Below are 20,335 nucleotides of genomic sequence, written 5' to 3' on the forward strand. Positions count from 1 at the left end.
ATAAGGATAGAAGAGAAGGAGAATTACCATGTTAGAGATTAAAGAATTACACAAATCATACGTAACCGGAAAAACAAAATATCAGGTGTTAAAGGGGGTTGACCTGAAAGTAAATGAAGGTGAATTTGTTGCAGTCATGGGGCCGTCGGGAAGCGGTAAAACAACATTGCTCAACTGTATTTCCTGTTTTATTCCCTATGACAGCGGAGAAATTTTATTGGATGGGGAAAAGTTAGCTGCTCTAAAAGAAGAAAAGATGGCAAAGATCCGAAATGAAAAGCTGGGATTTGTATTTCAGGATTTCATGCTGCTGGACGGTCTGACCGTATTTGAAAATGTATGTATTCCAAAAGTCATTAAAGATGAACCTTACCGCAGCATGGAAAAGAAAGCCAAGACTCTTTTAAACCTCTTTGGGATTGATGATATCGGACATAAGTATCCGGTTGAGATATCCGGAGGTCAGAAGCAGAGAACGGCAGTGGCAAGGGCTTTGATGAATGACCCGCTTATGATCCTGGCGGATGAGCCTACCGGCAACCTGGACAGCCGGTCCAGTGAAGCTGTAATCCATGCATTTAAACAGGCGCAGAAATCCCTGGGAGCAACAATTTTTATGGTAACCCACGACAGCTTTGCAGCAAGTTTTTGTGACCGCGTGGTAGTTATGAAGGATGGCGGCGTATTTACCGAATTAAGAAAAAGCAAAGGCAGAAGAGAATTCCTGGATGAACTGTTAGTGGTACTAAAAGAAATGGGCGGTGACGATGATGACAATGAATAAGATATTCAGTAAACTCAGAGATTATAATAAAAAGAATTATGTACAGATGGTATTCTGTGTGACCCTGTCTGTAATGCTGATTACCTCCTATGGGATCATGATGTTCAGTCCCACAGTTATGCAGGTACTTCCGGAGGGCGGAGACTCCAGGAAACAGGCTTATATGATTTTTGCTATCGCTTTGATTGGATGCTTTATATTTACGATTTATGCTGCCGGTTTATTTTTTAAATATAAGAGCAGGGAAGCGGGCGTATTCCTGGCATTGGGAACTCAAAAGAGTCAGCTTCGGAATGCACTGTTTGCGGAGATCAGCATTATCCTTTCTGGTTGTACGGCGGTCGGTTTAGCTTTAGGGGCTGTTGTTTCCTACTTTATATGGCAGCTGTTTTGCATTCTTGTTGTAGATAATGCGCAAATGAAGTACCAGGCTGATGTCACAGGATTTATCATCGGGTTTGTATTTGCAGCAGTAATGTCTGTCTGTATTATGGGAATGGCAGTGGGATTTATTAAAAGAACAAATATCATGGATGTTCTGAACGACCATAGGAAAAGTGAGCCGTTAAGAGATGTAAGTAAATTATATGGAATACTAGGAATTGTCTTTAGCATTATGGGGTTTGTGCTGGGATATCTGGTTCCTGGAATCGCTGGAGAAATGGGAGTACTTATGCCTTCTGTATGGAATGCAACCTATCTGCTTTCATTTGCAGGAATTTATATGGTAATTACCTATGCCATTGTTCATCACGAACGGGGAAAAAGACCCCAGAAATACTACCGGAATATCATTTCCTATAACATGATGAAATTTCAGGGAAAACAAACCGTTCGAAATATGTGCATTATTTCCCTGTTGGTAGCAGCCAGCCTTTATGCCTGCTTTTATGCTCCGGGTATGTTATCCGGTATCAGTGAGATTGACAATAATCCGGTGGATTTTTCCATCCCGTCGAAAGTATCTTTTGGAGAGGTACAGAAAGAAGATATTGAGAAGCTGGCGGGAGATTACCAGATCGAAATTACCGGTTACCGGGAAGGGAACTTTGCGGAACTGCTTGGAAGCGGTGTATTAAGAGACTGGGATGACAATAATAAACTGATAGAAAATTACATGGAAAAGTATGAGTACAGTAAATATATGAGCGCCGGAGACTACCGGAAAATGACCGGGGATAATATTCAGGTGGACAGGGGAACTTTCTACCGGATCACATTTCCCCAGGAGCAGAACGGATTCTGGGATAAGTTTGAGGATATGGATTTAATCACGAATCCTGTAACAGAAGAGCAGATGAAAGTCAGGTTAGCAGGAACTATTGCATATGAAGCGTTAATGATAAACGGGGTAAACAGCTACATTCTGAATGATGAGGATTACCGGGAAATCACAAAAGAGCTGCCGGATAACAGACTGTATCATCAGATCTTGTTCAACATTCAAGATTCAGAAGCAGCTTTTGATTTTTCCAAAGCACTGTATGGTGAAATCCTGAAACGTGCGCCAAGAGAGATGCAGGTACAATCCGGATACGATGAATATCAGGAACAGCTGGCCATAGAGGCAGGAGAAGAATACGGCGCGGACCAACAAATGGAGATGTCGCCGGACAATTCCGATCTTATGGGATACTGGAAGTTCTATCCCAATATGAAGGTCATGAAGGAGAAGACATTTTTCCAGACTAATGCAGTATTTTTCATGCTGTTCATCTATGTAGCAATCATCTGCCTGGCAGCGGTGGGAATCATTGCATATACCAGAAGCGTTACCATAGGAATGAATAACAAACAGCTCTTTGATGACCTGAAAAAACTGGGCGGCAATCATAAATATCTGAAAAAATGCATTACAAGCCAGCTTATGAAGATTTATGCACTGCCCGTAATTATCGGAAGTATTTTGATCTATATCTTCACCCTGATGACTTATAAAGGCAATGATGGTGTGGTATCGTCAACGGAAATCTGGGCATTGGGAGTGGATTTCCTGCTGGTGCTGGGTGTGGGTGTGTATATGTATGTGGTTTACAGGGCATCACTGAGGAAGATTGAGGGAATAATTGGGAATAAAACAAGTTGAGAAAATATAGGGGATATTGAATATCTGTGTTATAATATAAAAAAATATTAGTGTGAGAAGGAATCTCCTGTTATCCGGGTGCGGACGATGGGAGGACTTCTTTGCGTTATAGTAAACAAAACAGGGTCAGTGCAGGGCTCAGGTATGCGGATGGATCCTTCATTTTACAAAAGAAAGGGACAATGATGCTGGATGTTGTAATTATTGATGATGATAAAATTGTAAGGCAGGGAATTAAGATGTCTGTCGATTGGAACGGCATTGGTTGTAAGCTTGTTGGAGAAGCATCAAATGGAAAAGCAGGATTGCAGATCATTAAGGAAAAGCGTCCCCACATAGCGATTGTCGATATTAAAATGCCGGTACTGGACGGATTAGAATTGGCAAGGATTGTAAGTGAGAACATGAAGGAAACCAGAATTCTGATTTTGACCGGCTACAGTGAATTCGATTATGCCCGGGAAGCACTGCGGTTGGGTGTAAAGAATTATTTGTTAAAACCGGTGACGTCAAAAGAATTAACTGAGAATATATTGGAGATACAGAGAGAAATTAAGGAACAACAGGACGCTTTGAGGCAGATGGAAGAAGAAAAGAAAGTTATGTCAGGTAATTTGGAGATCCTGAGGACGTATTTTCTGTTGCAGCTTTTTAGCAGTCAGGTTGTTTTTAATAATGAATTCTGGAAAAAAGCAGAAGATCTGAGTATTTCATTTAAAGGACCCGGGTATCAGGTTGTTATTGTGGACATTGATGATTATTCTGTGATTGTACCATCTAACAGCAATGATCAGATAAAGAAAATGCATGATACCATCAGACAGGTGTTTAATCAGGTTTTTGCCAGTATCTTTGAAGCAGATGCGTTTTATACCCATGATAATTTTCTTTGCGCTGTCTTAAATATAAACGAATCAATGGGGGAGCTGCTTTTAGACAGATGTAAAACTATGCAGAATAAAACGAAAATTGCCCAGAATACATCTGTTACGATAGCTTTGGGTGATGTACAAAAAAGTGTAGATGGTATTCCGGATTCTTTTACAAAAGCAATGACAGCATTCAAGACAAAAAGTTATAAAGGAAAGGGATGCATTATAGAATTTTCGCAGATTGATCTGTTAGAAAACAGCGGTACGGTAGATATCAGGGAAGAAGAGCAGCAGCTCATTGACAGTATAAAGATGCTGGATCTGAAGAAAGCATGCAGTATTATTGAACAGGTATTTGCTAAAATGCGAAGGAGCAACATTAGTTATGAGCAGCTGAAAAACTTGTCGGTACGTCAAATAATTGTAGCGCTGATTTCGGTTGAGAACATGGGAGTTGATTTCCAGGACGTATTAGGCAAAAATGCCAGTATCCTGGATGAATTGAATAACTGCAAAATTATGGATGATATTCAGTTATGGGTAGAGGGGTTTATCAAAAATTTAATTGAATTGCTTCGTGTTATGAATACATATTCATACAGCAATGTAGTAACAATAGCCCTCCAGTATGTGGCAGAGCATTATCAGGAGGAAGTAAGGGTAGAAGCAGTGGCGGAGAAAGTCTATGTAACGCCAAACTACTTCAGCCGCATATTCTGCCAGGAGATGGGGATTCATTTTGTGGATTATTTAAATCAATACCGAATAGATAAGGCAAAGATTCTGCTATTAGATAAAAGGTTAAAAACCTATGAGGTGGCACAGCAGTGCGGTTATCCAAATTATAAATATTTCAGTTTTATATTTAAAAAATATGAACGGTGTTCTCCCCGTCAGTTTCGGGAGAACGCAGGTATTTCACAGCGTCCGGAGTAATGGGAGGTCAAAAGGAGAAAAGCAATGGAAAATGAGAAAAAGAAGTCTTTTTTTGGTCTGAGTTACAAAGTTTTTATTTCAGCGATTGTGATAGCGATCCTCCCAATGATGATTGTGGGTACAATGTTATATGTTCAGTCTGCCAATATAGTTAAAAAAAATGAAAGTGCGGCAAAGTTAAATACCCTCGCTCATATCAGCACAAATGTACAGACAATTATGAATTATGTGGATGATCTGTCGGTGTTGCTGATACAGGATAATATTGTTCGGGAATGGCTTCACAGTGTTGAGGGGGGAAATAATAATACAGATGTTAAAAAAATAGCAGTTCAGCGGAGGCTGTCCTTTTGTGTGGGGAATAAAGACTATATGTCTGCCATTGGAATAGAAAGCCTGGGGGGTGATATCGCATTTACAGGAACTTACCGTAATAAAACAGCTGACAAAGCGTTGATTCATGATCTGGATGAGAAAAAAGGTAGATTAACCTGGGTTACGGACAGCGGGCAATGGGAGGATTTAAACCAGGGTGAAAAGACGATCTCTATGGTGCGTAATGTGAATGATATTAATACCGGGAAAAAGCTTGCAGTTATGAGAATAGAAATCTTAGTTTCGGAGTTATCTAAGTTATTTACGGATGAAATTGCAGACGAACACAATCTGACCTATATGATAGACCGGAGCGGTAATATAATTGCGTCGGAGGATATCTCTAAGTTAGGGGAGAAAGCACCTGCTGAGGTGATGGATGAAGCCAATGAATCAAGCGCAATGGCTGAAAAATATATTGGGGACGAAAATTGTCTGGTCACTTCGTATCAGATTACCCACAGTGACTGGATCCTGATTAATGTGGTTCCTACGAAGTATGTATTAAGTGACAGTGTTGTATTACAGCGTATTCTTACGGTAAGCCTTTTGATTAGTTTTATTTTATGTGCCGGATGTGCCTTCTTATTTTCTAAAATATGTACAAGGCCCCTTACTGTTTTGGCGAAGAGGCTGAAAGTTATGGATATGAAACATATCGATGTTATCCCCTCTAATGACGAGGTAGGGGTACTGGTAGAAACATATAATAATATGTCTGGTTATATCGAAAAGCTGACCGACGAACTGGTGAGAAAGAAAATAGAATTAAGGGAAGCGGAGTTTGCTTCCCTGCAGGCACAGATTAATCCCCATTCACTGTACAACAATCTAGATACGGCATATTGGCTGAGTCATATTGAAAATGCACCGAAAACAGGTGAGATTATAATGGCGCTCTCCAGATTATATAGATTGAGTCTGGATAATGTAAATGAAATTATGACAATCACAGAGGAATTGGATTATCTGAATAATTATCTGGTGATTCAAAAAATACGCCTGGAGGATACGATTGATTTTCAATTTGTGATTCAAGAGGAAGCAGAAGGATTGCATACGCTGAGATTTATTTTACAGCCCATTGTAGAAAATGCGATTCTTCACGGAATTATTCCCAAAGGAGAAGCGGGAATCATAAAAGTGGAAATAATGATAAAGGGGAACAGCCTGATGATTAAAGTTAGTGATGATGGCGTAGGCACCGACTGTGACAGGCTTAACTCAGTTTTAAATATCGACGATACAGAAGTTTCCGACAAATCGTATTTTGCTATTAAAAATGTAAATAGCAGGATTAAAATGCGCTTTGGCGAACGATTTGGGCTGCACTATGAAACAGACAGTGAGAATTTTACGGTAGCGGTTATTACTCAGCCGGTTTTATATGATATTCCGGTTATATAAACAGAAAAATAAAAATACCCAGGATTCTGTAAAAATGTATAGAATTTTGGGTGTTTTTATAGTTTTTAAGGTGTTCGAAAAAATGAAAATCAATATAATAAGAGTTGTAAAGAAAATTAATGAAACAGTATTGGGAGGAAAAGAAATGAAGAGAAGAGCAGTAGCAATGTTAATGGCAGCTATCATGACAGTATCATTAAGCGCATGCGGTAATTCTTCCGGGATTACGGAAGGTGCATCTAAGGCTGCAGAAGAGGTGAAGACGACTGACAATACAACGGAAGCAGAGCCTGGAAGCAAAGAAAATGTTCAAAAAGAAACGGAGGAAGATATTACCGAGACACAGGATAACGGACAGGCTAAGTCGGAAAAAGGAGAGGATTCGAAACTTTCAGTTATGGTGACCTGGAGTAATGATGGAGATGTGGTAGCCAGAACGGGAAATGAGTTATTAGAAAAACTGCAGGAGAAATATCCGGATTTGGAACTAAGTGTGGAAGTAGTGGCGCATGACTTGTATGAGGACAAGCTGAAGACTTTGATGGCGACCAATTCTCTTCCGGATATTTTCCAGTCATTACCCGGGCTGATGCCATCCATGTATGACAATGAACAGATTATGGATCTGGCACCGGAGATTGCAGCGGACAGTGAATGGAGTGGCAGAATGGATGAAGGGGCATTTAATGATTATACGTTTGATGATCAGATCTTAGGCGTCCCCCAGTCTATGATTGTAAGCAGTATGATGATTTACAATAAGGCAATCTTTGAGGAATGTGGAATAAAGGAGTTTCCAAAGACAGTGGAAGATTTTGAAGAAGCAGTAACAGCTATAAAAGATAAGGGGTATATACCTCTGGCTTGTGGAAATAAAGAAGGCTATATGATATCCAGCCAGATTATGCCAAGCATTTTGTTCCGGTATGCGGATTTAGACTGGTATGATAGCTTAAAAAATGGGCAGGGTGCAAAGTTTACGGATCCCTGTATGGTTGCTGCAATTACAGAATTAAAGAAATTGACGGATATGGGGCTGTTTAATGAAGATGTAAACAGTCAGGAAGAACTTTTAGGAAATTCTTACTATTATGACGGAAAAGCGGCAATGCTTATGGGCGGTTACTGGGTTACCGGAAATGTAGTAAAGAATGCATCGGATGAGGTATTGAAGAATTCAGATACGGCAATGTTCCCTCCAACCTCAGAAAAACCTGGTAATGGAAAGTATATGTCAGGAGGACAGGGATGGGGCGTAGCGGTAAACAGCAGACTGGAAGGCGCAGAGAAAGAGATTGCCATTGACTTTGTAAAAAGTTTGTCCGATCCTGACATACAGGCAAAAATTGCCGGGGAAGGTTCTATACCGTGTGCTAAAACTTCTGAAATTGACAATTCATCCCAGAGTGATCTTGAAAAGGCAATGTTTAAGATGTTTGAGGGATATGAAGTAGTTCCTAATCCTGAGATACAGTTTAATGCAACATATGTATCCACTGCAGAGGATGGATATCAGGAGCTTACAATAGGTTCTCTTACACCGGAACAATTGTCAGAGAAATTGCAGTCTGCTTATGAAGAAGGACAACAGTAGTAACTGGACATCAACTAGTATAAAGTAAGCAGAAACAGCAGAACAGAAACAGTTGAACAGAAACATAAAATGAATGAAAGAAGCAGGTAGGTTTGTCTGCCTGCTCCTTTTATACCTAAAAATAGAAAAGGGGAAGTGTAACATGCGTAAAAATCCATTGCAGCCAAAGGGATATAAGATTGCGCTGATGCTTTTAGCACCGGTTGGAGTTTATGTCTTCATGGTAATTATCCCAATCTTTTTTGCAGGATATTATAGTTTATTTAAATGGTCCGGTGGTAAAAATATGACTTTTTTGGGGTTAGAAAATTACATAAATATTTTTCGGGATGAGGCTTTTTGGATATCATTTAAAAACACAATGATTTTCACGGTACTCATGGTAATTGGTCAGGTAGGAATTGCTTTTGTATTCACTTTGTTTTTTACAATGAAGTGGATGAAGTTTACAGAATTTCATAGAAGAATCATGTTTACAACAAATATCATATCAGCAGTGGTAATCGGACTTTTGTGGCAGATTATTTATAGTAATCAAACAGGTATCTTAAATGAATTTTTGCGGTTGATTGGAAAAGAGGGCTGGATAAAATTGTGGCTGGATGATCCGAAAATAGTACTGTTCAGTGTGGCAGTCCCTGTAATCTGGCAGTTTGTCGGATATTACCTGGTAATTATGACAAGTGCAATAGCATCTGTACCCAGAGACGTATTGGAAATGGCTGAGGTGGACGGGGCAAATGGTTGGAAGAGAAGTATTTATATCACCATTCCTATGATATACGATACTTTAAAGGTTTGTATTATGGTTTGTATTGCAGGTTCATTTAAAGCTTTTGACCATATTTCTGTTATGACAGGCGGAGGACCGGGGAATTCATCTATGGTGCTTTCTCTGTATAACTATGATGTGAGTTTTTCCATGATGAAGATGGGATATGGATGTGCTCTTGCCGTAACAATATTATTGATTTCGTTAATTCTGATTCTTGGCAGCCGTCTGTTGTTAGGAGGGAAAAAGTATGCATAATATAAGAAAAACAGGAGGGAAGATATTTCGTTTTTCAGTTAACGCGGTAATCATGTTGTTTTCGCTAAGCTGTATCCTTCCTATCATTTGGATGATTATATCCTCACTTAGAGAAAACAAAGATTTTATGCAGAATGTTCTTGGATTTCCCCAAAATCCGGTTTTCCATAATTATGCTGAAGCTTTACAGACTGGGGATTTATGGCATTGTTTCCTGAATTCCGGTTACCTGAGTATTCTTACGGTTGTGTTGACTGTAATCTTTTCCTTTACAGTAGGTTTTGTGGTATCCAGGTATAAGTTTCCGGGAGCTCGTCTGATCTATTTGTTATTCATATCGGGGATGGTAATTCCGGTATTGTCCCTGATGGTTCCGGTATTTATCGAATTTAAAATGCTGAATCTCCTGGATCACTGGTTTACGCTGCTGCTGCCCTATGTTGCCTTTGCCATGCCACTGTCTGTATTACTTATGGAAAATTTTATTAAGACCGTACCAAAAGAACTTGATGAGGCAGCTTTTATGGAGGGATGCGGCATATTGCAGATGATGTGGAAGGTGATCTTTCCTCTTTGTAAGCCGATAATATCGGTTATCGTAATAACTTCTTTTATCAGTGCATGGAATGAATATCCATTTTCTCTTATCTTGGTTGGAGAGGCAAAATATAGAACGATTTCAATAGGAATAAGGTTTTTCGGACAGGCACATTCCTTTAATTATACTTTGTACTTTGCGGCTTTAGTGGTAAGTATTGCACCGATTTTAATATTGTATAGTATTTTTAGTAAACACATAATTGAAGGAATGACTATGGGAGCAGTTAAGGGATAAGTGCGCCCAGGAAAGGGCGGATAGTTTAGCGGGTGGAACACCCGCATGGCAAGGCGTAGCGAGCCACCATTAGCGAGTCTTGGGTTCTGACTGGTAACAGTCAGGGCTAAGCGTAGACAGTTAGGGAGCAGGGTTGTAATGCTATAGAGCTCCGAAATTTTACAAAGTCCCGAAGGCCGACGCAGTTTATCCATGCGGAAGGCAACATCATGGCAGACGTTAAGGATTCAGGAGCGAGTCTGTTGTGGCTTCGGCGGAGTCTGAGAGCCAATCATGTTTCACTATGGCTATCCAGTCAACTGGGGAGAGCCTGTGGTCTCTTGCGGGCAGACTGCAAGTATTGCGTACAACTATAAAACGGAAATGCCGATTCTAAATCTTAAATTGCTAGGGCACTACAGGTACTATGGTTTGACCTATAACATCCAGTCACTGGTAAAATATCACTACAACACAACACAGTTGCTATATCGTTGGATGAACCGCAGAAGTCAGAAGAGAAGCTACAACTGGGAGGGATTCAAGCAGATGTTGGCGTATTACCCACTAGCTTATCCCAAGAAATACTTCAATCTCTATGCGTAGCTTGCAACTGTAAATGTTATTATGAAGAGCCGTATGCGGGAAAGCCGCACGTACGGTTCCGGAAAGGACTTCATATCGTGAGATATGATTTTACTAAACATTTTAATGTGGACACAAAAAATGGAAAAGGGTATAAGAATGAAATCAGATACGACAGAGGAGGCAAAAAATGGGGAACTGGTTGTATGGACGAAAAGGAGCAAAAGGATTTGATTCAGATACATATCCTGCAATTGGTGTGGGAAAAAACGGAAAAGATAAATGGAGGGATGCCCTGGCAGCAGGGAATGGAGAAATCGGGATCTTAGAAAGTTTTTCACCGGAAGAAGATGTGATTGTTTATCAAAATACCAAGCTGATTCTGGATACAAATGAAATATTCCATGTGCCGTATTATGCGGATATATTGGATGAGCAGAGAAAAAATGCAGTAATTCGAAAAGATACAGGATGCTGGGTCAGAAAAGCAGCAGATTATAATGAACAAACTTATGGTGTAAAGGGATATGTATCATCTAATTCCAGAACTTTTCATCCTGCAGCTCAGCTTCGTATAAGAAATTTAAAGTGCAGAGAAGTGGTAGAATTTAACCGTTATACGAATTTTGAAACAGGTGAAATAGGGGGACAGTGGAAGGACAGGAAAAAATGCGAGTGGAATATAAGGTCTTTTGCTTCCAGAAAAGATAATGTAATTATAACAGAGATCACAGCACCTGAAAGTGAGCAGCTGGATACAAAAATATGGATTGACAATCTGCTTGAGATGTCCGTAGAAACAGATGCATTTATAGACCGGGGTGTGCCTGAAATTCCACAAACCTGCGAATTTGTTGAGGAAGATTGGGGAAAAGCAACGGATAATGGGGATAACTGTAATGAAAAAATAAGCAAAGTGTGGATGGGGCAAGTCGGGAAATATGGGACGTTTTATACAAGTGGAAGTCCAAAAAAATATTCTGAATATGCTTATGGAGGCTGGTCTGTTACAATCTGTATCCTTACAAATGGAAAAGTTGAAATAGAAGACCATATAAGAGATATTCAGGTGCAGCCAGAATTTTGCCGCAATAGAAAAGAAAAAATGATACCCGGGTTCCAATCGCAGAGGCTTCATATTCAAAATGCTGATAAAATTATTCTCTTGGCAGAGATTGATAAAAAAGAACATCGCATTCATTGTTTAGATGACGCAAAAAAAATGCTATTTAAAGAAAGTTCCAACAGACTTAACGGGCTTGCCCAAAAGTATAAAGTGCAGGGTGAATTCCAGTATGAACAAGCACTGTCGGAACACAAAAAACTTCATCAGAAGGCATTTTCCAGAATGGATCTGGAACTTTGTTTTTCTGCTGAAGATAAGGCGGATAGAGAGCTGACAAATGAGGCGCTGATCTATAAACAGCAGCACTCCGAGAAGATAAATAAAGCATATCTGGAAAGGCTTTTTCAAAATGGAAGGTACCTGCTTCTTTGCAGCAGCGGCTATCATGTACCGCGTATGAATGGTATCTGGACGGGGAGCTGGCTGCCCCTGTTTCAAGGGAATTTCATTACTGATGCAAATGTAAATCTTCAGATAGCATCTATGAATATAGGAAATATGGAAGAAGTGGCAGCGGGATATATAAACTTTATTTTAAGGCAGCTCCCTGATTGGGAAAAGAATGCAGGAAATATTTATGGAATGACAGGTGCACTGAAAGCACCTTCTCACACAGATGGCAGCGGAAACGGAGAACTTTATCATTCTCTGCCCGGATATCCTCACGGATATTGGAATGCATCTACAGACTGGATGATATATCCGATTTTTGAATATTATGAATGCTTTGGAAGGGTTAAGGTTCCTGTGGGAAAAGACGTAGATCTGCCACGGCTGAAGCGGGTATTGGAATTGGAAGATGATGATATTGCCAGAATTGTGTGTGATGGGTTCGATCTTTTGAAAGACATATTGGTACCAGTGATAGCAAAGATTATGAAATTCTGGGTGCAATACACAGATAATAGATTTTATAGGGGTGGGGACGGAACGATTCATTTGGCAGACGGGACGACTATAGAGGAGGAAGAAAATACCCCGTCCGGTTTTAGCAGAGTAAGTTATATTCTGAGTCCGGGCTATTCTCCGGAAAATGCGCCCGGAGGGATTGGATATAATGGCATGGAGTCTGTGGCAGCAAATGTGACAATGGATATTTCAGCAATAAAGAATTCGCTGTATATGGCGAAAAAAATATATGCAGACAGTCGGGATATGAAGTTAGAGATTCAGAAGGTACAGTGGGAAGTATTAGAAAGACGCCTGCCTGAATATTTATATACAGAAGATGGAGCGCTAAAAGAGTGGGCACTGGATAGTTTAAAAGAAAATTATAATCATCGTCACATCAGTCACGCGTATGCAGCGTGGCCTTGTCATGAGGCTGAGGAAAATAGAGTGCTGCGACTAGGAATTTTTCGTGCCATACAAAAGCGTACCCTGTTCAATCAAGGGGATGATGCCATGTCGCATGGGCATCTGCATAAAGCCCTGGCATCAGCACGTATTAAAGACAAAAAAGAAGTTGCACGTTCATTATACATACTAATAAGTGAAGGATATCAATATACATCATTGCTTACCTCTCATGATAAAAATCATGAATCTGCTTTCTGCACAGATAATGCAATCACTTTACCGGGCATTGTATTGGAGGCTCTGCTGTATTCCAATGATCATATTATTGAAGCTCTGCCAGCATTGCCGGATGGCTTGCACCGGGGTAATATCAGGGGAATCAAAACCAGAACAAGTGCAGGGATAAACAGACTTACCTGGATGCTCACAGATGAAAAAGAAGAATCAAAATATATTGAAATGGAAATAGCAGCGGCAGATGGAGGGGAACAAAAGGAAATCCATGTAAAGGTAGGTGTGACATGGAAATGGGCAACTGTTGATGGTGTAGAAGCGGAAGTAAGGCAGGATAGTGCTTATGAGAGTGAGAAATACGTTAATTTACAGTTACAGCCAAAAAACATTTATATTATAAAGTTCTTTTTATAATTTGTTTCAGATATATTTCAGTACGGCATTGAGGTTCGGTATCTCACAAGATCCTCCAAAAGATTATCCCCAAAATGCGGTCAGTAAAAAATAATTTAAGCTGTTTGAATCTTCGGAATATTATGCTATTATAATAATAATACCTCCCATATAGTGATAATCGTATGGTTTTACATATTGCATTTATGAGATGATAGAATAAATGCAGCGAGGATATTCATAAACCCATGTAAGGTGAGAAAGGAGGAGCCATGGCAGGCATAAAAGACGTGGCAAAGCGCGCCGGAGTTTCCATATCCACGGTTTCAAATGTATTAAATAATTCCAAATTTGTCAGCCCTGATTTGCAGAGAAAAGTAGAAATAGCTGCAAAAGAGCTTTCTTACAAACCGAATCCGGTAGCGAGAAGCATGAAGAAGAAAAAGTCAGGAACCATAGGAGTTATCACAGCTGATATGTGCGGGCTTTTTTATCCATATATTGTGAAAGGAATCTATTCTGTAGCAAATGAAAAAGGATACCAGATTATGATCTGTGATACCCAGGGAGTTTATGGGGAAGCGGCGGCTATCGAACGGGAGCTGGAAAAGTTTAAAAGTTTGATTACGAATCGGGTAGATGGAATTATATTTGCTTCTGTAGTGCCCCAGAGTGGACAGGACAATTATCTGAAGAAGTTAAAAAATCTGGCGGAGCATGATAAGAAAATTCCGCTGGTCAGCATAGAGCGTGACTTTTCAGAATTTGGGATAGATTCTGTGTATTTCGATGGTGTAACGGGTGCAAAAATGGCAGTGAAACATTTGATAGATGAAGGATGTAAAAGGATTGGGCATATTTCCGGACCTTTTTTTATGAGCATCGCAACAGACCGTGCCCTTGGATACCGGAAGGCAATGGCAGAAGCAGGACTAAGCGTGGATGATTCTATGGTTGCAGAAGGGGATTATTCTCACCAGAGCGGCTATGCTGCGATGAAGGAACTGCTTAAATCCATGCCTGGCATTGACGGTGTATTCAGCGGCAATGACCAGATGGCAGTAGGCGCATTAAAAGCACTGCGGGAGCACCATAAAAAAGTTCCGGAAGAGATTAAGATTATCGGCTATGATGATGTATTTATTTCAAGCGTAGTGGAACCGGCTCTTTCGACCATTCATATACGCAAAAAACATGCAGGGATTGAAACGGCAAAAATTTTATTTGACAGAATTGAAAATGAAGAAAATAAAGAAGTAATCAGGATGAAGATGGAATCGCGTCTGGTTGTTCGTAAATCTACGGTGAAAGATGCACCGGAAGATTGGATATTGTCGGACTGGTAAGAATAAAGAGTAAGGGTACCTTTTAACAGGAGGAAGCCCTTATTTTTTTGTGGTAAAAGTAATTTCAATTGACAGAAAAACGTTTTGCTGACATAATTAAAACAAACGTAATATTTTATGGAATTAGCGTAAATGAATAAAATTGTCTTGCAAAAGAGTAAAGGGACAGGGGTATAAGTTGTGATATAGTGCTAAAAATACAGATAATATTTTGAATAAATTGTATAAAAAAATAATATTATTTAAAACACCATTGACAGAAAAACGTTTTTCTGATATTCTTGTGTCAAGTTAAACAGATGATTTTAGAAAGTAAATAAAAAATTATAAGAAATGTACAAATACTGGAGGAGGTTTATGCAAATGAATAAAAAGGAAGTAGTTGACCGGGCACTTGAGCAGGGAAAAGGAGTTTTACGGCTGGCGCCAACCTGGGTGCCGAGATCATTTTGCAGACCAGGTAAACGAATAAAACTACATCCGGACGATTATTTTATTCTGGGTCAGAGGGGCGGTATTGATGAACGATGGTTTGCTTCTACGACTTGGGCAGAAAATGGTCCCGGTACACCGGAGGATGAAGGACTGAGTTATATCGTTGCGGATGATGAAGGAAAGGAAAAAGTACTTCTGAGAGATGCCATAGAACTGGCAGGTCCGGCAATTATCGGTGAGACGCTATGGAATAAGTATCATGGCTGGGCAATGTTTTCCAAATTCTTTGATAATGCAGGACCGCTTCCCCATCATATCCATCACCGAGAAGAACATGCAAAACGGGTAGGGGCATCCGGCAAGCCGGAGATGTATTTCTTTCCCTCCCAGCTGAACAATCATGGCGGTGAATTTCCATTTACGTTCTTTGGATTTAATCCTGAGACTACAAAGGAAGCAGTGCTGGAAGCATTAAAGAAATTTACAAAAGGGGATAACAACATCCTGGGTTTATCCAGAGCTCATAAACTGGAACTGGATACGGGGTATGATGTACCGCCGGGAGTAATGCATGCACCCGGCAGCCTCTGCACTTACGAGCCTCAGTTTGCATCTGATGTTTACGCAATGTACCAGTCAGTACTATTAAATGGACAGATCGTGGGAGAAGATCTCCTATGGAAAAATACACCCCCGGAGGAAATGGGGAACTATGATTACCTTTTAGATGTAATTGACTGGGAAGCGAATATAGATCCCGACTTCCATGAAAAACGGTACATGAAGCCGGTTCCGGTGAGACCTTTGGAAGAAATGCTGGAAAAAGGTTACATAGAAGAATGGATCTGCTACAAATGCAAGACAGTTTCAGCAAAAAGGCTTACCGTATTACCGGGGCACACCGTTACGATCAGGGATCTGGCACCATATGGACTCATCTGCCTGGAGGGAAATGGAAAGTTTGGCGTATGGGAAATAGAGTCTCCGGCTTTAATCCATTATGGGGAATTAACCCACGATGAATATTTTGTAACAGAAAAAGCCGCAAAGGAAGGGGTCACAATCACAAATCCTTCCTCCACAGACCCAATTGTTATTCTGAAGCACTTCTCGGATAATCCGGAATTGAATATAAACCAGAGCCCGTTTGAAACTCCGGACACGCGCTGTTAAACATATAGGAAGGAGGAAGTATTTTGCAAAGTGAAAAATATATCCTGGAGGCAAAAGGTATCAGTAAATCATTTGCAGGCGTAAATGTACTGAATAACGTAGAGCTATGTATCGCACCCGGTGAACTCCATGCATTAATGGGTGAAAACGGAGCGGGAAAGTCAACGCTTATGAAAATTATCATGGGAATATATACCAGAGATAGCGGCGAGATCATCTTTCAGGGGCAGCGGGTTGATTTTAAAGATGCGCGTGATGCCCTGGATATGGGGATTTCCATGATTCATCAGGAACTGAGTCCGATACAGGAAATGACAGTTGCCGAAAACGTCTTTTTAGGAAGAGAAAATAAAAAAATAAAAGGACTTCCTTTTGTTGATGTTAAAGAGCTCAATAAAAAAACGGAAAAAATATTAGAGGAATATGGTTTACAGGAGCTGATAAAACCAAATATGAAAATGAAACATCTGAACATTGCCCAGGTTCAGATGATGGAAATCATAAAAGCAGTTTCCTATGATTCAAAAGTAATTATTATGGATGAGCCAACATCATCATTATCTGAGACAGAAACGGAAATATTGTTTAAGATAATTGATAATTTAAAAGCAAAAAATGTAGGGATTGTATATATATCACACAGAATGGATGAAGTGTTTCAGCTGGCAGACCGGGTGTCGGTTCTTCGTGACGGAAGCTTTATCGGCTGCGTGAGGATATCCGAGGCATCGCCGGAAGAACTCATCAACATGATGGTAGGACGGGAGCTGGAAGGTGGTTATCCGGTTAACGATTCGCCAAAAGGAGAAGTTGTCCTGGAATTGAAGAACTTTACCCGAAAAGGAGTATTTCAGGATATTAATATTGAGGTTCGCGCGGGGGAGATCCTGGGGCTGGCAGGTCTGGTAGGCGCCGGACGAAGCGAAGTAATGCGTGCCCTGGTAGGATACGACAGGCTGGACAGCGGCGAAATAATTATGGAGGGAAAGCCCATAACCATCAACCACCCAAAGGATGCAAACAGGTACCATATCATTATGGCATCTGAAGACAGAAAGGATCTGGGTTTGGTATTATGCCGCGATATTAAGGAGAACATAACCCTTCAAAATGCAGATAAATACAGCCGGTTAAGCTTTATCAACAAGGCAAAAGAGAGAAAAATATGCGATGAAATGGCACGGAAAATGACTACAAAAATGAACGGCATTAATGACCTGGTGAGCAGCCTGTCCGGAGGAAACCAGCAGAAGGTAGTTTTAGCAAAATGCCTTCTGGCCGGACCTAAAGTATTAATTATGGATGAGCCCACGAGAGGAATCGATGTAGGAGCGAAAGCTGCTATCTACCGTATGATGGTAGATCTTGCAAAAGGGGGCATGGCTATTATCATGATCTCATCTGAAATGCCGGAGCTGATTGGAATGAGTAACCGTATCATCGTAATGTCCAGAGGCAAGATTACGGGAGAACTTCAGGGAGATGAAACGAAATCACAGCAGACAATTTTAAAATTAGCATTATAGCCTATAGCATTTTCAAAGACTCTGTAGAGCTTCTTTGAAAATTCATTCCCGCCATCTGCACATCCCGCTTTGCGGCATATTTGCCCAGAATTCAGGTTACGTGGCCCGCTACGTGCCCTTCATCCGGGACAAATCTCCCGCAAAGTGTAACGCACAGCTGCCAGAAAGCAATTTTAGAACACGCTCTAGGAGGAGAACAAAATGAATAATAAGAAGAATTTGGGAAAGGTACTTCGGGAATTTGGACTGGTATTCGTAATCATATTCATAGTGGTACTTATGACAATTGTTAAACCGGTATTTTTATCCAGCGGAAATATTTTAAATATTCTTCGGCAGGTATCCATCAACGGTATTCTGGCAGTGGGAATGACTTTCATTATCCTGACAGGAGGAATTGACCTTTCGGTAGGATCGCTTGTTGCAGTTACCAGTGTCATCAGCGGTTCGCTGCTTATGAATGATGGAAATGTATTTCTGGCATGTGTGGCTGGTGTTTTGGCAGCAGTTGCATTCGGCATATTAAATGGCTACCTGGTAGCGTATATTGGTTTTCAGCCATTTATTGCAACCTTAGCCAGTACAACAATCGGTCGGGGATTTGCAATGGTCTATTCCAATGGAAAGCCATATACCATTACCAATGAATCCTTCCTGGCAATCGGGCAGGGAAATGTACTTGGAGTCCCAACACCGATTATCATTCTGGTGATCGTTTGTATCATTGGTCTGGTTGTTTTGAAATGTACCACCTTCGGAAGATATGTATTTGCAATCGGCGGCAATAAGAATGCCGCGAAACTCTCAGGTGTGAAGACGCGTAAAGTGGAAATGATGGTTTACATATTATCCGGTGTCTGCTGCGGTATCGTTGGTTTGATATTATCGGCCCGCATTAGTTCCGGTCAGCCAACGGCAGCAGAGGGATTTGAACTGGATGCCATTGCGGCAACGGCAATTGGCGGTACCAGTATGAGCGGCGGCATCGGCGGCCTGCGCGGAACAATATTCGGCTTTATCATTATTGGATTAATCAGTAACTCACTAAACCTTGTAAATGTCAACTCGTTTTGGCAGCAGATTGTAAAAGGCTTCATTATATTGCTGGCTGTATTAATGGACATGAAGACAAAGAGCAGGGAATAACAACTAAGATACCTATTTATTAAAAAATAAGGAGGATAAAGGTATGAAGAAGAAAATGATCAGTGGTTTACTCGCAGTGGCAATGGTGGCTTCAGTTCTCGCAGGATGCGGACAGGGCAGCAGCAAGACAACAGAGGCAGCAAAGACAACAGAGGCAGCAAAGACAACGGATGCGGCTGAGACAACAGAACCGGCAAATGCAGAGACATCAGCCGGGACAAAAGCTGCCGATGCAGGCACAGAAGCAGTAGAGAAAGCCACACAGGCGGCCGCAGCCGCTTCAGCAGATAACGGGGATTTCACCATTGGCGTAATTATGAAGGACAATTCAGACACATTTGTTAAGAGAATTGCAGATGCAATTGAGGCAAGGGGAAAAGAGCTGGGTGTAAAATTGCTGATGAATGATGCGGAAGGCGATGTTAACAAGCAGATAGAAATTACAGAGAATCTGATCACACAGCAGGTGGATGCAATTATTTTAAATGCTCAGGATATGGATGGAAGCAGCCCCTGTATTACAAAAGCCAATGAAGCAAACATTCCCATTGTAAACTGTAACTGTGATACGGTAAATAAGGATTACCAGTCCTTTGTAGGATGTGAAGACAAAGAATCCGGTTTGATTGAAGCGAACTATGTATTAGAAAACCTGCCGGAAGGATCCAAAATCTGTGTTATCCAGGGACCGATGGGACAGGCAGGCCAGGTAGGACGCTGGGCAGGTTATGAAGAAGCCGGTTTATTTGATAAATATGAACTGCTGGCTGAGCAGACTGCAAACTGGAAGAGAGAAGAGGCTCTGGCACTGGCAGAAGACTGGATTACTACCTATGGAGACGAATTAAAAGGAATTATCTGCGAAAATGATGATATGGCTCTTGGTGCATTATCTGCATGTAAAGCAGCAGGCAGAACAGATATTATGATCACAGGTGTTGACGCCATTTCTGATGCCCTGACGGCAGTGAAAAATGGTGAAATGGCATGTACGGTTTTCCAGGATGCGGAAGGTCAGGGAGCCACAGCTGTTGATACAGCTCTGGCACTGGCAAAAGGAGAAAAGGTGGAATATGATATCAGAATTCCATTCCAGTTAGTTACCAAAGATAATGTAGACGAATTTATGAATTAATAAAAAGCGGCAGCCTCCGTCAGCATTTACCCTGCCGGA

The 20,335-nt window shown here is 40.8% G+C and carries 14 protein-coding genes and 2 pseudogenes; 14 read left to right on the forward strand and 2 right to left on the reverse strand.

Going from position 1 to position 20,335, the window contains the following annotated elements:
- Nucleotides 1–28 precede the first annotated feature (28 nt).
- From CD03_RS0122630 to CD03_RS0122680, 11 genes are all read left to right on the forward strand, one after another.
- Nucleotides 29–784: an ABC transporter ATP-binding protein gene (locus CD03_RS0122630; RefSeq protein ID WP_027295578.1), complete on the forward strand. Its 756-nt coding sequence runs from the start codon at nt 29–31 to the stop codon at nt 782–784.
- Entirely contained in the window at nt 768–2,870 is a 2,103-nt protein-coding gene (locus CD03_RS0122635; protein ID WP_081820346.1) for an FtsX-like permease family protein, read from the forward strand. Before CD03_RS0122630 ends, CD03_RS0122635 begins: the two co-directional genes overlap by 17 nt.
- A 101-nt stretch (nt 2,871–2,971) precedes the next feature.
- Nucleotides 2,972–4,678, forward strand: coding sequence for a response regulator transcription factor (locus CD03_RS0122640; protein WP_027295580.1), 1,707 nt, complete (start codon nt 2,972–2,974; stop codon nt 4,676–4,678).
- A gap of 24 nt (nt 4,679–4,702) precedes the next feature.
- Nucleotides 4,703–6,460 carry a cache domain-containing sensor histidine kinase gene (locus CD03_RS0122645; RefSeq protein WP_027295581.1) on the forward strand — a complete coding sequence of 586 codons (1,758 nt, stop codon included), beginning with the start codon at nt 4,703–4,705 and terminating at the stop codon, nt 6,458–6,460.
- 145 nt (nt 6,461–6,605) lie between these two features.
- Nucleotides 6,606–8,054, forward strand: a complete 1,449-nt coding sequence (locus tag CD03_RS0122650; protein ID WP_160295829.1) for an ABC transporter substrate-binding protein — start codon at nt 6,606–6,608, stop codon at nt 8,052–8,054.
- A gap of 142 nt (nt 8,055–8,196) precedes the next feature.
- Nucleotides 8,197–9,084, forward strand: coding sequence for a carbohydrate ABC transporter permease (locus CD03_RS0122655; RefSeq protein ID WP_027295583.1), 888 nt, complete (start codon nt 8,197–8,199; stop codon nt 9,082–9,084).
- Nucleotides 9,077–9,919 carry a carbohydrate ABC transporter permease gene (locus CD03_RS0122660; RefSeq protein ID WP_044289604.1) on the forward strand — a complete coding sequence of 281 codons (843 nt, stop codon included), beginning with the start codon at nt 9,077–9,079 and terminating at the stop codon, nt 9,917–9,919. The genes CD03_RS0122655 and CD03_RS0122660 overlap by 8 nt, the downstream gene beginning before the upstream one ends.
- A gap of 754 nt (nt 9,920–10,673) precedes the next feature.
- A complete protein-coding gene (locus tag CD03_RS0122665) occupies nt 10,674–13,556 on the forward strand; it encodes a glycosyl hydrolase family 95 catalytic domain-containing protein (protein WP_027295585.1) in 2,883 nt (960 codons plus the stop codon).
- A 251-nt stretch (nt 13,557–13,807) separates the two neighbouring features.
- Nucleotides 13,808–14,881 carry a LacI family DNA-binding transcriptional regulator gene (locus tag CD03_RS0122670; RefSeq protein WP_027295586.1) on the forward strand — a complete coding sequence of 358 codons (1,074 nt, stop codon included), beginning with the start codon at nt 13,808–13,810 and terminating at the stop codon, nt 14,879–14,881.
- 363 nt (nt 14,882–15,244) lie between these two features.
- On the forward strand, nt 15,245–16,489 hold the full coding sequence (locus tag CD03_RS34460; RefSeq protein WP_044289605.1) for a hypothetical protein: 1,245 nt from the start codon (nt 15,245–15,247) through the stop codon (nt 16,487–16,489).
- 23 nt (nt 16,490–16,512) lie between these two features.
- Nucleotides 16,513–18,015, forward strand: coding sequence for a sugar ABC transporter ATP-binding protein (locus CD03_RS0122680; RefSeq protein ID WP_027295587.1), 1,503 nt, complete (start codon nt 16,513–16,515; stop codon nt 18,013–18,015).
- 1 nt (nt 18,016) lies between these two features.
- On the opposite strand, the gene CD03_RS40095 is transcribed toward CD03_RS0122680, so the two are convergent.
- A complete protein-coding gene (locus CD03_RS40095; RefSeq protein ID WP_442969744.1) occupies nt 18,017–18,076 on the reverse strand; it encodes a hypothetical protein in 60 nt (19 codons plus the stop codon).
- On the opposite strand from CD03_RS40095, the pseudogene CD03_RS39600 reads away from it, so the two are divergent.
- A pseudogene (locus CD03_RS39600) lies at nt 18,050–18,196 on the forward strand (DUF6783 domain-containing protein); the annotation flags it as partial. The gene CD03_RS40095 and the pseudogene CD03_RS39600 sit on opposite strands and share 27 nt — an antisense overlap.
- Here the strand turns inward: CD03_RS39600 and CD03_RS40100 are convergent.
- Nucleotides 18,149–18,268: pseudogene (locus tag CD03_RS40100) on the reverse strand (hypothetical protein); the annotation flags it as partial. The pseudogenes CD03_RS39600 and CD03_RS40100 overlap by 48 nt on opposite strands.
- Between CD03_RS40100 and CD03_RS0122685 the strand changes: the two are divergent.
- Together CD03_RS0122685 and CD03_RS34465 are read left to right on the forward strand one after the other, a co-directional pair.
- A complete protein-coding gene (locus CD03_RS0122685) occupies nt 18,217–19,161 on the forward strand; it encodes an ABC transporter permease (RefSeq protein ID WP_027295588.1) in 945 nt (314 codons plus the stop codon). The pseudogene CD03_RS40100 and the gene CD03_RS0122685 sit on opposite strands and share 52 nt — an antisense overlap.
- 43 nt (nt 19,162–19,204) lie before the next feature.
- Nucleotides 19,205–20,296 (forward strand): substrate-binding domain-containing protein, encoded by a 1,092-nt coding sequence (locus CD03_RS34465; protein ID WP_052377930.1) that lies wholly within the window; start codon nt 19,205–19,207, stop codon nt 20,294–20,296.
- Nucleotides 20,297–20,335 lie beyond the last annotated feature (39 nt).

The sequence above is a fragment of the Robinsoniella sp. KNHs210 genome (assembly GCF_000686105.1).
In the GTDB taxonomy this organism is placed as follows: Bacteria; Bacillota; Clostridia; order Lachnospirales; family Lachnospiraceae; genus Robinsoniella; species Robinsoniella peoriensis.

Coding starts and splice junctions, on each gene's coding strand:
- CD03_RS0122670 (WP_027295586.1), top strand. CDS start 13,808: ATGGCAGGCATAAAAGACGTGGCAAAGCGCGCCGGAGTTTCCATATCC.
- CD03_RS0122635 (WP_081820346.1), top strand. CDS start 768: ATGATGACAATGAATAAGATATTCAGTAAACTCAGAGATTATAATAAA.
- CD03_RS0122685 (WP_027295588.1), top strand. CDS start 18,217: ATGAATAATAAGAAGAATTTGGGAAAGGTACTTCGGGAATTTGGACTG.
- CD03_RS0122630 (WP_027295578.1), top strand. CDS start 29: ATGTTAGAGATTAAAGAATTACACAAATCATACGTAACCGGAAAAACA.
- CD03_RS0122655 (WP_027295583.1), top strand. CDS start 8,197: ATGCGTAAAAATCCATTGCAGCCAAAGGGATATAAGATTGCGCTGATG.
- CD03_RS34465 (WP_052377930.1), top strand. CDS start 19,205: ATGAAGAAGAAAATGATCAGTGGTTTACTCGCAGTGGCAATGGTGGCT.
- CD03_RS0122645 (WP_027295581.1), top strand. CDS start 4,703: ATGGAAAATGAGAAAAAGAAGTCTTTTTTTGGTCTGAGTTACAAAGTT.
- CD03_RS0122650 (WP_160295829.1), top strand. CDS start 6,606: ATGAAGAGAAGAGCAGTAGCAATGTTAATGGCAGCTATCATGACAGTA.
- CD03_RS0122660 (WP_044289604.1), top strand. CDS start 9,077: ATGCATAATATAAGAAAAACAGGAGGGAAGATATTTCGTTTTTCAGTT.
- CD03_RS34460 (WP_044289605.1), top strand. CDS start 15,245: ATGAATAAAAAGGAAGTAGTTGACCGGGCACTTGAGCAGGGAAAAGGA.
- CD03_RS0122665 (WP_027295585.1), top strand. CDS start 10,674: ATGGGGAACTGGTTGTATGGACGAAAAGGAGCAAAAGGATTTGATTCA.